Source organism: Bombella apis (genome assembly GCF_018221685.1).
GTDB lineage: Bacteria > Pseudomonadota > Alphaproteobacteria > Acetobacterales > Acetobacteraceae > Bombella > Bombella apis.
Genome location: NZ_JAGJTM010000005.1, coordinates 337535 through 351210, shown reverse-complemented (window position 1 = coordinate 351210; position 13676 = coordinate 337535). Strand labels below are relative to the sequence as shown.

Below are 13676 nucleotides of genomic sequence, written 5' to 3'. Positions count from 1 at the left end.
CATTTCCCCTGAAAGGTGATGTAGAGTGACGCAGGCAGGCTCTCCTGAGCCTTTACTGGTCCTGCGTTGTGACACTCAGTACATGCAGCCGGTCGAATTTGGCCGTGTCGCTGCTGTCGCTCGGGATATGGGCCAGTTCCTCCAGAGAGAGCGGCCCGGTCTTGAAGGTGAGGGTCCGCCGTTCGGGTGCCAGCAGGAAATCCAGTACAGGGGCCAGAATGGGTTTCTGGAGGGCCAGAACATTGAAGCGGGGTGTAACGACATACCCCTGTTCGGCCATCATGGAGCCTTTTGGAGACTCCAGTGTGGGTTTGGCGGCGCCCGTTCCATCGGCTGGTTTGTCCGTTTCGGAGGAGGCTTCAGCCTGGTGGGTCAGGATGCCGTAATAGGAGAAGATGTCCAGCCCCTGCACGGTCAGCTCTGTCCCCAGGCATTGCCCAGCTTGGAGGAAGCGTGACACGCTGTCATCGCCCAGATGGAACGGATTGATGTCAGGCAGACTGAAGACCACGGACATCAGGGCGGGGCTGTCCTTGCCAAAAAGGGTACGGAGCTGGAGGGTCTCGTCCCATTCCCCCATCCTTTTCCGGGAGGTGGCAATGATGTGGTAATCCGTCGGCAGAGCCACGGGAGAGGCCAGCAGTGAGGGGGGGGGCGAGAGCCGGGTCGTCAGGCCGGACAGGTCTCCCTCCGTGCGGAGATCATCATTCTCTCCGGCCCGCCGCTCACCTGCCAGATGGGTGAGGATGAGGGTCCGTCGCAGGTCTGTCCGGCTGAAGAGAAGGGACAGGCCGTTGATTTCCAGTTTGCCAGGCTTTTCCCACAGGGTTGCTGCCGGGTCCTGCCAGAATGTTTCTGCCGGGTTGCCTGCATGCTGGAAGGGGCGCTTCAGCCACTGGATGTAACCTTCTCTGGCTTCCAGATGCTGGAGGGCCAGATTCAGTTCCATGGGAGATTTGGCCCCGGGAGTGGCGTCCGTGTTCCCGGGCAGGAGGATCTGCTGCAATACTGGCGGGAAGAGGCTGTTTTTGCCGCCGGGGAGGGAAACGGAGAGGGACAGGCCGTTCATGAGTGTATGGACACGGAGTCCCTGCCCGTAGCCTTCAACGATCAGGTTGTCAGCCGACAGTGTTTTTATGGTGAACGGGCGTGCAACTGCGGAGCCAGCCGCAATGGGCGGGGCGTTTTCTGATGGTGAGACACGCAGTTTTGTCAGCTGCATCTGTTCAAAGCGCAGGGCTGTCACGTCTTCCGGTTCAAACGACATGATGGCTGCCAGGGAGCGCATGCTGTCCGCTTCGCCATGACCTTCATGCAGCGTTTCTGCCGAGGAGGGGATATGGAGGTGATGGAACGACGCTTCGTCTGCCGTGATGTGATGTGTCTGGTCGGTATAGCTGGGTGAATCCAGCAGGAGGCTGGCCAGTCTCAGGGTTCCGCTGGAAAGCAGCTTGGGGTAGCCGAAACGGACACGCCGGGCGTGGAAATCTGTCGCCTGATAATGGAACGACACATCATACAGGGTCACCCCGCCAAGCAGGAATGCGGGCCGGACCTCGCTGTAATGAAAGTCCGCCCCGGCAGGCAGGGCAGCCCGGAACCGGTCCAGTGCGTGGGAAAGACGGATTCCGGCCTCGCGGTAGATGCCCAGTCCCCCCAGAATCAGGATGAGGAGGGCCAGACAGAGGGGAAGCCGTAACCGTTGCATGCTGCACTTACCTCACTTGGGCACTCTTGATATGCGAACCGGCACAATACCCTTTGGCAGAGGCATGAGCAAATGGGGATGGAGCTGTCTGCTGCCGGAAGGAGGCAGAAAGAAGGGATTATTTTGCGGTATTTTAATACCACATCATAAAAAATGGCTGTTCTCTGCCGCTTGTGGCGCAATGGTCCAGAATTAAAGGGCTTGACCTTTTTCCCGTCTCCCGCAATAACGCCCACATCCTGAATCTGTTTCCGGCTTTCAGGGTGTCTGGCCTCTTACGGAGCCGGCATCGTCGGGGCAGTCCTTTTCCTGATGCCGCATTGTCCGTGGCATCTCAAACTGGAAATGATACGTCATGAAGACCACACTTTCGCTGAAACCCGCGGAGGTGACGAGAAACTGGATCCTGATCGATGCCGAAGGGCTGGTTCTGGGCCGTCTCGCCACCATCATTGCCAACCGTCTGCGCGGCAAGCACAAGCCGCAGTACACCCCGCATGTTGATTGCGGTGATGCGGTTGTCGTCATCAACGCCGAGAAGATCGCCCTGACAGGCAACAAGGTCGGCCAGAAGCTCTTCCATTACCACACCGGCCATCCGGGTGGCATCAAGGAGCGCACCATCACTCAGCGTCTCGAGGGCAAGAACCCCGGTCAGGTCGTGGAGAAGGCTGTCGAGCGCATGATCACCCGTGGTCCGCTCCAGCGCGCCCAGATGAAGCACCTGTACGTCTATGCCGGCACGGAGCACCCGCATGAGGGTCAGAAGCCCGTCAAGCTGGACGTTGCTTCCCTGAACCGCAAGAATACCCTGAAACGTCAGTAAGGCCTGTCATCATGTCAGAAACTCAAGAGCGCCCCGCCGCCGAGCTTACCGGCACTTTGCAGGACCTGGCCAATGCGGCTCCTGCTGTTGCCAATGCAGCTCCCGTCTATGAAGCCAAGCGTGATGCGCAGGGCCGTTCCTACGCAACGGGCCGCCGTAAGGACGCCGTCGCCCGTGTGTGGATCAAGCCTGGCAAGGGTGAGATCACCGTCAACGGCCGCCCGGTCACGAACTATTTCGCACGCCCCGTGCTGCGCATGCTGATCACCCAGCCCTTCCTGCTGACAGATCGCTACAACCAGTTTGACGTGTATTGCACGGTCACTGGCGGTGGTCTTTCCGGTCAGGCTGGTGCGGTCCGTCACGGTATCTCCCGTGCCCTGACCCACTACGAGCCGGAGCTGCGTGGTGTGCTGAAGATGGCTGGCTTCCTGACGCGTGACAGCCGTGTCGTCGAGCGTAAGAAGTACGGTAAGGCCAAGGCCCGCCGTTCCTTCCAGTTCTCCAAGCGCTGATCTTTCAGCCATACGGAAAACTGGCCTGCGCCGGAAAAACCCTCACCCTGCCGGGTGGGGGTTTTTTTTATGGTGCATGTCTGGCATTCATGAAATAAAGTTTCAAAAATATGGTCTTGAAAGACATAGTATTCCATATATTAGTCTCTTGACGGAACAGCACATAAATTCCGAAATGTGACATCTTTGAACCGACCGGGAAGGCAGGAAGCATCATGGCAGAGTTCAGCATTGAACGGACAGAGACCCCTACATCAGCCGAGCAGCGGCAGGCCCTGATGGTGGACCCAAAGTTCGGGCGTGTCTTTACGGACCATATGGCCGTCATCCGTTATACGGATGAAAAGGGCTGGCATGACGCCAGAATTATTCCTCGTCAGCCTTTGCAGATCGACCCGGCATCGACCGTCCTGCATTATGGGCAGGAGATTTTCGAGGGGCTGAAAGCCTATCGTGGCAAGGGGGGGGCTGTTACGCTGTTCCGGCCGGAGGCCAATGCTGCCCGGTTTGCGGCGTCAGCCCGCCGCCTTTCCATGGCCGAGCTGCCGGAGGAGCTCTTCCTCGGGTCCATCAAGGCCCTGCTGAAGGTGGATCATGACTGGGTGCCCACCAATCCGGAGCAGAGCCTCTATCTGCGGCCGTTCATGATCTCCAATGAAGTGTTTCTTGGCGTGAAACGGGCCAATGAATATCTGTTCGTCGTGCTGGCCAGCCCTGTAGGGGGGTATTTCAGTGGTAATGGCAGCATCCCGGTCTGGGTGTCGGAGCAGTATACACGGGCGGCTCCCGGTGGCACGGGTGAGGCCAAATGTGGGGGCAATTACGCAGCCAGTCTGCTGCCCCAGCAGGAGGCGGCGGACCATGGCTGTAGCCAGGTGCTGTTCCTTGATGCGAAGGAACGTCGCTTCATTGATGAAATGGGCGGCATGAACGTCATGTTCGTCCGCAAGGATGGCAGTGTGGTCACACCACCGCTTGGTGGGACGATTCTGCGAGGCATCACGAGGGACAGCATCCTCAAGCTGGGCCGCAGGATGGGCCTGACCATGGTTGAGGAGCCTCTGGCCATAGATGATGTCTTCAGGGCTGCCGCTGCTGGTGAGATCACGGAGGCCTTTGCCTGCGGCACGGCGGCAGTCATTTCACCGATTGGTGAATTCCGCCGGGATGCTGGCTCCGTGGCGTTTGGTGATGGAAAAACGGCTGGTCCGGTCACCATGAAGCTGCGCAACGCCCTGTGCGCCCTCCAGCGTGGTGAGGAAGCGGACCCGTTCGGCTGGGTTCATACCGTTTCCCTGTGAGGGAAGAGCGCAGGCCGGGTGTTGTCAGTCATCGCCCGGCAGGACTGTTTTCAGCCGCTGCCTGAGTGTTTCCATGAGGTCCGGGTCCTGTGGGGCTCCGGGCCTTTCCAGTTCCCGCTGCATGGCCTGAAGAATATCTGGCGTGGCGTCCTTTACGGCCATGCGCCAGTAGCGCAGAGCATCTTCCGGCTGCCCCATACCCATCAAGGCGGTAGCATAATTATGCTGCCCCCGGTAATCGCCTCCGTCAGCAGAGCGCTGATACCATTCCAGAGCGGCAAGGGGATTGGCGGGGGTCTCCCATCCCTCCTCAATGAAACGGGCCAGCAGGTTCATGGACTTCGCATGGCCTCGCAGAGCTGCCCGACGGAAGAGAAGGAAGGCGGTTCGCCGGTCTGCCTGCACTCCCAGGCCCCGCATGTGGCAGATGCCGAGATTGTAGATGCCCCACAGGTCATCCAGCTGCGCAGCCCGGCTGTAATGGCGGACAGCTTCTGTCAGATCCAGCGGGCACCCCCAGCCGAACTGTGAACAGCGGCCCAGCATGTTGTGGGCCGGGCCATAACTGGCAGAAGCCGCAATGGTGAACCACTCCCGTGCTTTGTCCACATCCCGGGGGACATACTCGCTGTCCAGCAGGGCTTTCCCCCAGAGAACCTGCTCCAGTACATGGCCGTTCCGTGCCTTCTGGTAGATTTCTGCAAGATTGTCCGGCAGGTCGGGCTCTTGCGGATGGGCGGAAGAACGGCTGAAAAAGCGACGGAATCGGGCGAACACCATGGCGTTCCTTACTTTGCTGGACGGGTGCCAAGCCTTGGGATCAAACTGATAATCTTTTGCAGGAAGATAGAGCCGGGCTGCATGGAAAGGCAATGGTACCGGGCAGAAAAGGCGCCTCTGGTGCGCGCTGCGGGACTTGAACCCGCACGTTCTGACCGAACTCGAGATTTTAAGTCTCGTGCGTCTACCATTCCGCCAAGCGCGCAGAGGAAGCGGGCGTTTTATATCATGGCCAGCAGATGAGCACCATTCTGTGAAAGCCATTTTTCAGCTTTTTTGCGCCCCGGCTGTCCGCCCGGGGCGTATTGGTCCACAAGCGCCCAGAAGGCCGGCCCATGGTTGAAATGGCGCAGATGGGCGAGCTCATGCACCATCACGTAGGTGTAGATGTCCGGCGGAGCCATGATGAGCCGCCAGCTGAGCATGATGCGCCCTTGCCTTGTGCAGCTGCCCCAGCGGCTTTTGACATCCCGCAGGCTGAATTTTGCTGGTGAGGCCTCCATACGGAGGCTCTGTTGCCGGAAGAGGGGCGGGAACAGGCTTTCGGCACGGCGCTTCAGAAAGGAGAGCAGATGGCGGGCATGTTCTTCGGGAGGGTGGCCCACATGCAGCCCTTTGTCTGTCAGGCGTGTACGGCCATCCAGTATTATGGTGGGGAGGATGGGAATGGCCTGCCCCTCCAGCCATATCTGGCCCTGATCGACTGCCGGAGGAGGGAGGTCTGCCATGGCCTGTGCCAGCCATTGTGACTGGCTCTGGAGGAAGCGCAGCCCCTGTTGGCGGGTGGCTCCAGCAGGGAGGGTGATGACAATGGCCCGTCGGCGGAGGTCCAGACGGAGAATGATCCGCCGGGCCCGGGAGGACATACGCCAGAGAACGGGTGGAAGAAGCACGGGAGTGTCAGCTGTTACCATTCTGACGGAGCGCAACGCAGGGTGGGGCGCCCTCCGGCCAGGTACCGGGCCAGTCGGCGATGTGGTTTTCCAGCAGGCCGGCCCGGCGTTCGCTGATGCAGCGGCCACTGGCCGAGGCGCCGGCCTTCAGCACGGTGTCGTCCGTTCCACTGCGAAGGGGATGCCATTCCGGCAGGTCGAACCCGTCCCGCAGGAGGCGATAGGCGCAGCTCGGGGGCAGCCAGTCGATGTCGTCCAGCAGGGCCGGGGTCAGGGAGATGCAGTCCGGAATTTTTTTCTGGCGTCGCTCATAGTCGGTGCAGCGGCATGTCTGGGTATCAAGGAGACGGCAGGAAACGTCCGTCCAGATGATCTCATCGGTGTCTTCGTCCCGCAGCTTGTTCAGGCAACAGCGGCCACAGCCGTCACAGAGAGATTCCCATTGGCTGGCTGTCATGTCCTGAAGGGAAGTGGTCCGCCAGAAGGGAAGGTGATCTGTCATCGTGTGGTCTGTTCTGTCGTCAGGGGCCTGGAAAGAGGAGTGTGGGTGAGCCATGCGTTAAAGCGCTCACTCAGCAGCAGCTCATGTGTTGCCCAGAAACCGTCGCTGATTTCAAGTGATTCGGCAGGAATGGGGGAAGGAGGATAGGGCAGGTGTGGAGGGTTCTTCAGCAGGAGGGTGCGGATTTCGTTGGCCTGCTCAGTGGGCAGTGTCGCCGGAATTGCCCACATGGCGGGACTGTACAGAACGTTGCCCATCTCTGCCTGATAAGGTCGCACCAGTGTGTTTCTTGCCTTGGGAGAGAGAATGATGGCGCCGGGGGTGATTCCCATCAGCACGGCCTGTTTCTGGAGGATATGGTAGGCCTCGGAGGGAGAGCGCCACCAGATTATATAGGGCCGCAGCTGGTTGAGCTTGTGGAAGGCCCGGTCGATCCCTGCCGGGGTGGAGAGCTGGGCGTAGACCTGGTTGGGGGGGACGCCATCAGCCAGCAGGGCAATCTCCAGCGTCATGCGGGGGCCCTGGAAGAAGGCTCGCTGTCCGGGATAGCGGGCAACATCCCACAATGTTGGCCAATGTGGTGGGGTGGTGATGCGGGATGTATCCCAGAAGAGAACATTGCGGAAAAAACCGGCCGACCGACCACAACGGCCCAGGGCATGGAGGGGCTGCAACCAGGCTCGTGCACAGGCGATGGCCGATTCCGTGCTGTCCAGCATGATGGCCTGTACGGTCTGTGGATAGGCAAGGGCCTGCTGTTCTATTTCGTCCAGTCCACGTCCTTCACGGCTCAGGAAAGCAAGATTCATGGAGGTGGAATCACGCAGTATCGGGCCGATGAGATCATGCTCTGGAATGGCCCAGTAATAGGTCCTGTCCTGTGGGGCAGGGTCGGTCTGTGTGCTGGCCGCATCCGCCATGGCGGAGACAGGGGCTGCGCCAGCCATGGCTGTGAGGGCCAGACAGAGTGCAGGCAAACGCCCGATGGATGGATGAATTTTGTCCAGGAACTGCCTGACAGGACAAACCGCCCGCATGATGGAACGGAACAGACGGTGCCCCGTGTGGGGCAGTGAGGGGTGTTTCTGGTAGCTCCGGGGGCGGACTGTTTTCATGACGTAGCGGCACCGTACGGACTTGAGGTGGCGGTGGGATTCAATGGACAGGATAAATGCATGGAAGTGGTTGAGATGAAAGGATATTACATGATGAGTCTTGAAACTTCGTTACAGAGGGGAGAAGAAAAAAAATCAGAACATCTTTATGCCTTTTTTTATTGATAAAATTAAGAGTTATTTTCCATTCAACCTTTAATGGGGGTGGGTAGCGCTGCTTCGTGAGGTGCTTTGGCTTTTTCCCGTGCAGTGCTATAGGTGAGGGAATGGTCGGCGGAGGGGTGTGTTCTGTCCTCCCTCTGGCAAGGGCCTTGGTGTTTTTCATGAATCTGGAAGGGGCAGCAGTCGTATCATGAATGGTCTACTGGAACTTGGTCAGGCAGTGCTCGCTGCCCAGGGAAAAATTTTCAGGGAATGTGCAAAACGGCACGGTATCCGGCTGTGCTTCCTTGTCGTGGCTCTCGTGTTTCTCGGCTTTGCAGCCATTACCCTGCACGGAGTGTTCTGGGCCTTTTTCAGGCAGATCTGCCATCTGGGTCTTCTGCTGTCTGCTGCCTGTGTACTGGGGATAGACCTGCTGTTCTTCATCATTTTCCTGCTTCTGGCGGTGCGTGCCGGTCATTCCGGCCTGGCAGAGGCCCGCGCCCGCATGGAGCGGGACAGGAAGATGCATGAGCTGAAGCAGAGCTTTGCGTTGACGTCCCTGCTTGGTCTCGCCAGTGGTCCGGTGGGCCGTTATGCGGGTGGGCAGGCATGGCGTATGGCCAAAGGTGTCTTCACACGCCGGAAAAAGTGATTTTGTCGGTTCCATAGGCATATGAGACAAAAGAAGCGGCCTTCAGGGGCCGCTTCTGCTATGGGCTTTCTGTTTCCAGGTGGGTTCCATCTGGTCAGACGCCTGTAATTGACGTTAAGAAGTGGTAAGAGCTGCTTCTGCCTCTGTGGTTGAAACGGGAAGATGGCCTGGCGGTGGTGCCGTGTCGTCCTCTGGATGGATACCCGGCATGGTACCTTCGGGAGGAAGCAGAGTCCGGCCCGTCTGGACGGACACCGGGCCTTTTGCAGGTGCGATAGGGAACAACGTGAGCAAAGCATCAGACATATCACCCGCACGGTCCCGTTCTTTCGGGGATTGCGGCGCATGATGCTTTCGGAAGTCAGCCTCTGCGGAGTGTTCGTTTCTCCAATAGCTGTTTATGCTGTCTGCGCAGTGCTGGTGACTCTGGCCCTGCGCTATGTGTTGTGGCGTCTCGGAGCATTGGGCTGGTTCTGGCATGTCGCCCTGTTCGAGATTGCCCTGTATGTCTGTGTTCTCTGTCTTCTGGTTATTTTCGTCTGAGGTGGAGCGGGGGTATGAACTGGTTTCGGCGTCTTGTACGTCCATTGCTGACACTGATCATCATCGCTCTGGCTATTGGTCTGGGGTATGTCGTGTGGGACCTTTATGTCCTTGATCCCTGGACACGTGATGGTCGTGTCCGTGTTTACGTCGTTACGGCCACGCCTGAAGTGTCGGGAACGGTCGTGTCTGTTCCGGTTGTGGACAACCAGTTCGTTCATAAGGGGGATCCGCTTTTCACGGTGGATCCACTGCGTTTCAGGCTCAGGATCGATGAGGCACGGGCCCGTCTGGCGGGTGTGACGGAAGATTACAAGCTGAGCGTCATGAATGCGAAGAGGCGGCGCGGGCTTGGTGGCGTTGTGTCCCGTGAGGAACAGGATGTGTTCGACTCCGAGATGGAAGTACGCCGGGCACGGCTGGAAGAAGCCCGGTCTGCCCTCGATACGGCCCTGCTCAATCTTCAGCGTTCCACGGTCTATTCTGCCGTGGATGGCTACGTGACCAATCTCAATCTGCGTGTCGGTGATTATGTGACGGCTGGACAGTCCCGCATGGCCGTGATCGATGCGAACAGCTATTGGGTCTATGGTTATTTTGAAGAAACCAAGATGCATGGTGTGCATGTTGGTGATGAGGCCCGTATCAAGCTCATGGGATATCGTCATGTCCTGCGGGGGCATGTCGTCAGTATTGGCCGAGGCATCAATGATGCAAACGGCATGTCGGACAGGCTCGGCCTGCCAGATGTGAATCCGATCTTCACATGGGTAAGGCTGGCTCAGCGTATTCCCGTGCGTATTGAAATTGATGAGATGCCGCCAGAGGTCATTCTGTCTGCAGGCATGACAGCCACCGTGGCGGTGGGGAAGGCAAAAGCCGGAGGCAGGGGGCTGTTGACGACATGGCTGCAGGATCACCTGTGAGATGAAGATGCGGTTTGTTCCCCTTGTTGTCAGCAGCTGTCTTTTCTTGACGTCCTGCATGGTCGGACCGGAATACAGGCCGGACAGGATGAAAGTGCCGGGCCATTTTGCCAGTGAGCCCCACCCCGCCACCAGGGAGGAAATTGCCGAGACGGAAGCCAACCTCCGGGACTGGTGGGCGCAGTTTCACGATCCTGTTCTGGACAGACTGGTGGAGCAGACCATCAGAGGGAATTACGACCTTCAGGTGGCCACCCAGCATGTTTTGGCCGAGCAGTCTGTCCGGCGGCAGGCACAGGCCAACTGGTATCCCCAGCTGGATGCCAATGCGGGTGGGGGAGACAACCGCTACTCCATCAATGTTGACAACTGGCCCCTGCGCCCGGGCAACCCGAACAATCACCCCCATGCGTCTGTGCTGACCTATGGTGCCCGGGCAAGCTGGGAGATTGATGTTTTTGGCCATATCTCCCGGCAGGTGCAGGAGCGTAAGAGGCTGGTGGAAGTCAGCATCGAGGAGCGGCGGGGGCTGCTGCTCTCTCTGCTGAGCCAGCTGGTGACAGACTATGTTGAGCTGCGGACCATCCAGACCCGCATGAGCGTGACAGAGGATTCCATCCGCACGGCTCGGGACAGTACCCAGCTGGTGGAGAGGCTCTTCAATAATGGCGTCGGCAATACGCTGGCCATTGCCCAGTCCCGGACGGAAGAACATGCCGAGCTGGCTCGTCTGCCCCCCCTGCGGGCGCGGCAGGAGCAGCTCATCCATGCCATCAACGTGCTGATGGGTGAGATGCCCGGTAAGGAACAGCCTGATCTTGAAGAGCGGCGGCCCATCCCGACCCTGCCCCCGTTCCCGGCCATGCTGCCTTCCACCGTGCTGACCAACCGGCCCGACATCCGTTCGGCCGAGCGGCGCTATGCGGCGAGCGTCTCCCGCATCGGAATCACGATTTCCAATCTGTATCCCAATTTCAGCATCCCGCTGACCTTCAATCCCAATGCCTCTGCCGCCTATCAGGCGTTCCAGATTGGAGGGATGAGCTGGAATGTCATGATGATGGCCTCCCTGCCCATCCTGCATGGGGGTAAATACAGCGCCCAGATCGCCCAGGCCAGAAGTGAGGCGGAGGCCAGTCGCCTGCAATATCGTCAGACCGTTCTGAATGCTTTTCGGGAAGTGGAAGACAGCCTCGATGACTGGCATCAGGACAGCGAGCTGGTGCGGGAAGAACGGGAGGCCGCCACGCAGGCCGGTCTGGCCCTGTCCCGTGCCCGCAAGCTCTATGCCGCCGGGTTGACGGGCTATCTGGATGTTCTCAACTCCCAGCAGACCTACCTGTCCCGCCGGGTGGCCGCCGTGTCGGCTACCGGCAAGCGCATGGATGATGCCATCTCGCTCTACATTGCTTTCGGTGCCGGTTGGCAGGGGCGGGAACTTTCCAACACCACTCTGAAGGTGGAACAGCATGAGAGCAAGGACATGATCCTGCGGGCCTTCAGCCGTTAGGTCATATCTGGCTGGCGGGTGTCCCGGTAAGCCTGCATCGTGCCGAACCGCAGATTGAGGGCCTGTGTTCCTCCTGCCCGGTCGGGCACGTCCATCGTCACGGTCGGGTCCAGCCGCATGGCGTCGTGCCCGGCGAGATGGACGATGCCGACAGGGCGGTGCGGAAAAGTGACCTCGCAGAGCAGGCCCGTTCGTGAGTCGATCTGCCACGGTCCCAGATAGTTGCATCCGGCAGGCATCAGGGCGGTGGCGTAGCCATCGTGATAGCTTGTCAGGGCCATGGCGAGCTGGCCGGAGCTGAATATCTTGCCGTGCCGCAGGGCTTCTTCCTGCCAGTGGCGGAGCCGGGGCCAGTGCGGAGCCGTGCGGGAGAGGGCGAAAACACCGGCATTGAGGGTGGGGCGCACGCCGATATGACGGCATATCGCCCGGGGCAGCCGGGCCAGACGGGAATTCTTGTACAGGATGGTGCGGAGCTGCACGAGGCCGAAGGGCAGCCAGCGCAGCCGGAACAGCGGCTTGTGCAGGAAGAGTTCCGGCGTGATGGCCAGAGCGTGCGGCGTCTGCTCGGCGGCCTGGAAGAGAAGCTCCACGGCCTGACAGTCCTGCACCCAGGCATCTGCATCGATCCATACCAGCGTGTCATGCTCCGGGAAGAGCTGGTCCAGCCACATCTTGGAGAGTTCGATGGCCAGATTGGGACGCCTGCGCATGGCCCATCGTGAGACATGAGGAAAGGCTCTCGGGGTACGGACAGTGATGCCATTCTGCTCCAGCCATGTGACCTGTTTCCGCTTCAGCCCGCCATCAATGCAGGCGACCGGCAGCCCGGCCAGCTCCGGGAAGCGGCGGATGGAAGCGACCAGCTCCTGAAGCAGGGGAAAATAACGGCTGTCGCTGCCTGTAATGATGAGGCGGCGGGAAAGGTTGGCAGGGGAGGGGCTGTCAGCATGCAGCATGAAGAACTGTCTTTCGGCAAGGTCTGGGAAAGTGTCGGGAAATGCACGGGCAAAAATTCATTCTCTATTGACCTTACCTTACAGGCACACCACTTCTTTGGGAAAGAAAGGTTTTTTCCATGACAGGCACACCAGTACAGTCAGCCGCCGATTTCCTGCGCCCCCGGGTGCAGACCCTCATCAGGGAGGCGGAAGCTGCTGGCTATTCCAGAAGCAGGGTTCTGGCCGTGCTGATCGACCTGCTGGATGATACGGATCTGGAGGATACAGGACAGTAATGGCGACTGACCCATATAAGGTTTTTGGCGTAAGCAGTACAGCGTCGGAGAAGGAAATCCGCAGCGCCTACCGTCGGCTGGTCAAACAGTATCACCCCGACCGCAACCCCGGTGATACCAAGGCGGAGGAGCGCTTCAAGGAGATTGGCAAGGCGTACGAGATTGTCGGTGACGAGGAGAAGCGTGCCCAGTTCGATCGTGGCGAGATCGATGCGGATGGCCAGATGAGGGGTCCCTTTGGCGGGGGTGGTTTTGGTGGCGGTGCCGGGGCCGGTGGCCCAGGTGGTGGCTTTGGCGGATTTGGCGGTTTCTCGGGCGGTGGTTTCAATCCGGAGGATCTGGGGGACATTTTCGGTGCCTTTGGTGGCGGGGGCGGTGGTTTCCGGTCTGCCCGTCCCCGGCGGGGCGAGGACCTGCATGGCGAGCTGCGTATCAGCATGGAGGAATGTGCTCTTGGTACCCGGCGTGATGTCAGCCTTGGTGGAGGGCGTGAGGTGTCCGTCACCATTCCTGCGGGCATCGAGGATGGCAAGACGCTTCGTCTGAGGGGGAAAGGTCAGCCGGGGCAGCCCGGCATGGATGGTCGGCCCGGCCCTGCCGGGGATGTGCTGCTGAAGATTCATGTGGCGGAAGACCCCCATTACAGGCGTGAGGGGCGGAATTTGCGTGTCACGCAGGATGTTGACCTCCATACGGCCATTCTGGGTGGCAAGGTGCATGTCCGTACCCCGGGTGGAACGGTGGCGCTGAAGGTCAAGCCACATTCTGACAGTGGCACGGTCCTGCGTTTGACTGGTCGTGGTATTGCGGCGGATAAACGGCATGAGGCGGGAAATCTGCTGGTGACCCTGCGTGTTGTGCTGGGGACCATTTCGCCGGAGCTGGAAGCCCTCGTGCGGCGTGAAGCCGAGGAGAAAACGGAGAGCTGAGGGCCAGTCCCTGCTGGAGTGTGGTGTGTGGCAGGGTGGTGGAAAAGGAAGGCAGGCCCTCTGTCCCGCTTTGGGATGTGAAGGGCCTGCCTCTG

15 protein-coding genes and 1 tRNA gene are annotated in these 13676 nt (G+C 59.6%); 9 read left to right on the top strand and 7 right to left on the bottom strand.

The window, feature by feature from the left end:
• Positions 1-52: 52 nt before the first annotated feature.
• The gene (locus J8Z04_RS08745; RefSeq protein ID WP_043558025.1) at positions 53-1708 is read right to left on the bottom strand and encodes a hypothetical protein; all 1656 of its coding nucleotides are present in this window, start codon (positions 1706-1708) and stop codon (positions 53-55) included.
• Positions 1709-2063: 355 nt separating this feature from the next.
• Between J8Z04_RS08745 and rplM the strand changes: the two genes are divergently transcribed.
• From rplM to J8Z04_RS08730, 3 genes are all read left to right on the top strand, one after another.
• On the top strand, positions 2064-2534 hold the full coding sequence (rplM, locus tag J8Z04_RS08740; RefSeq protein WP_043558027.1) for a 50S ribosomal protein L13: 471 nt from the start codon (positions 2064-2066) through the stop codon (positions 2532-2534).
• 11 nt (positions 2535-2545) lie between these two features.
• Positions 2546-3049, top strand: coding sequence for a 30S ribosomal protein S9 (rpsI, locus tag J8Z04_RS08735; protein WP_043558030.1), 504 nt, complete (start codon positions 2546-2548; stop codon positions 3047-3049).
• Between the two features lie 215 nt (positions 3050-3264).
• Positions 3265-4350 (top strand): branched-chain amino acid aminotransferase, encoded by a 1086-nt coding sequence (locus J8Z04_RS08730; protein WP_043558032.1) that lies wholly within the window; start codon positions 3265-3267, stop codon positions 4348-4350.
• A 24-nt stretch (positions 4351-4374) separates the two neighbouring features.
• On the opposite strand, the gene J8Z04_RS08725 is transcribed toward J8Z04_RS08730, so the two are convergent.
• The 5 genes from J8Z04_RS08725 to J8Z04_RS08705 all read right to left on the bottom strand — a co-directional run bounded on the left by J8Z04_RS08725 (position 4375) and on the right by J8Z04_RS08705 (position 7640).
• A complete protein-coding gene (locus J8Z04_RS08725) occupies positions 4375-5130 on the bottom strand; it encodes a tetratricopeptide repeat protein (protein WP_043558452.1) in 756 nt (251 codons plus the stop codon).
• Positions 5131-5248: 118 nt separating this feature from the next.
• Positions 5249-5335, bottom strand: a tRNA-Leu gene (locus tag J8Z04_RS08720).
• A gap of 16 nt (positions 5336-5351) precedes the next feature.
• Positions 5352-6023, bottom strand: a complete 672-nt coding sequence (locus tag J8Z04_RS08715) for a M48 family metallopeptidase (protein WP_166651578.1) — start codon at positions 6021-6023, stop codon at positions 5352-5354.
• A gap of 7 nt (positions 6024-6030) precedes the next feature.
• Positions 6031-6525, bottom strand: coding sequence for a YcgN family cysteine cluster protein (locus J8Z04_RS08710; protein WP_043558037.1), 495 nt, complete (start codon positions 6523-6525; stop codon positions 6031-6033).
• On the bottom strand, positions 6522-7640 hold the full coding sequence (locus J8Z04_RS08705) for an extracellular solute-binding protein (protein WP_232086368.1): 1119 nt from the start codon (positions 7638-7640) through the stop codon (positions 6522-6524). The genes J8Z04_RS08710 and J8Z04_RS08705 overlap by 4 nt, the downstream gene beginning before the upstream one ends.
• Positions 7641-7992: 352 nt before the next feature.
• Here J8Z04_RS08705 and J8Z04_RS08700 point away from each other — a divergent pair, with 352 nt between their 5' ends.
• The 4 genes from J8Z04_RS08700 (at position 7993) to J8Z04_RS08685 (ending at position 11415) form a co-directional block, all read left to right on the top strand.
• Positions 7993-8436 (top strand): hypothetical protein, encoded by a 444-nt coding sequence (locus J8Z04_RS08700; RefSeq protein ID WP_192848385.1) that lies wholly within the window; start codon positions 7993-7995, stop codon positions 8434-8436.
• A 348-nt stretch (positions 8437-8784) separates the two neighbouring features.
• A complete protein-coding gene (locus J8Z04_RS08695; RefSeq protein WP_043558458.1) occupies positions 8785-8979 on the top strand; it encodes a DUF1656 domain-containing protein in 195 nt (64 codons plus the stop codon).
• Between the two features lie 14 nt (positions 8980-8993).
• Positions 8994-9905 (top strand): HlyD family efflux transporter periplasmic adaptor subunit, encoded by a 912-nt coding sequence (locus tag J8Z04_RS08690; protein ID WP_043558041.1) that lies wholly within the window; start codon positions 8994-8996, stop codon positions 9903-9905.
• A 1-nt stretch (position 9906) separates the two neighbouring features.
• Complete coding sequence (locus J8Z04_RS08685) at positions 9907-11415, top strand: efflux transporter outer membrane subunit (protein WP_192848386.1); 1509 nt, start codon at positions 9907-9909, stop codon at positions 11413-11415.
• Here the strand turns inward: J8Z04_RS08685 and J8Z04_RS08680 are convergent.
• Positions 11412-12374, bottom strand: a complete 963-nt coding sequence (locus tag J8Z04_RS08680; protein ID WP_103765275.1) for a glycosyl transferase — start codon at positions 12372-12374, stop codon at positions 11412-11414. The two genes, J8Z04_RS08685 and J8Z04_RS08680, sit on opposite strands and share 4 nt — an antisense overlap.
• 119 nt (positions 12375-12493) lie before the next feature.
• Between J8Z04_RS08680 and J8Z04_RS08675 the strand changes: the two genes are divergently transcribed.
• Together J8Z04_RS08675 and J8Z04_RS08670 are read left to right on the top strand one after the other, a co-directional pair.
• A complete protein-coding gene (locus tag J8Z04_RS08675; protein ID WP_166651579.1) occupies positions 12494-12652 on the top strand; it encodes a hypothetical protein in 159 nt (52 codons plus the stop codon).
• Positions 12652-13581 (top strand): DnaJ C-terminal domain-containing protein, encoded by a 930-nt coding sequence (locus J8Z04_RS08670; protein WP_192848387.1) that lies wholly within the window; start codon positions 12652-12654, stop codon positions 13579-13581. The genes J8Z04_RS08675 and J8Z04_RS08670 overlap by 1 nt, the downstream gene beginning before the upstream one ends.
• Positions 13582-13676: the final 95 nt, after the last annotated feature.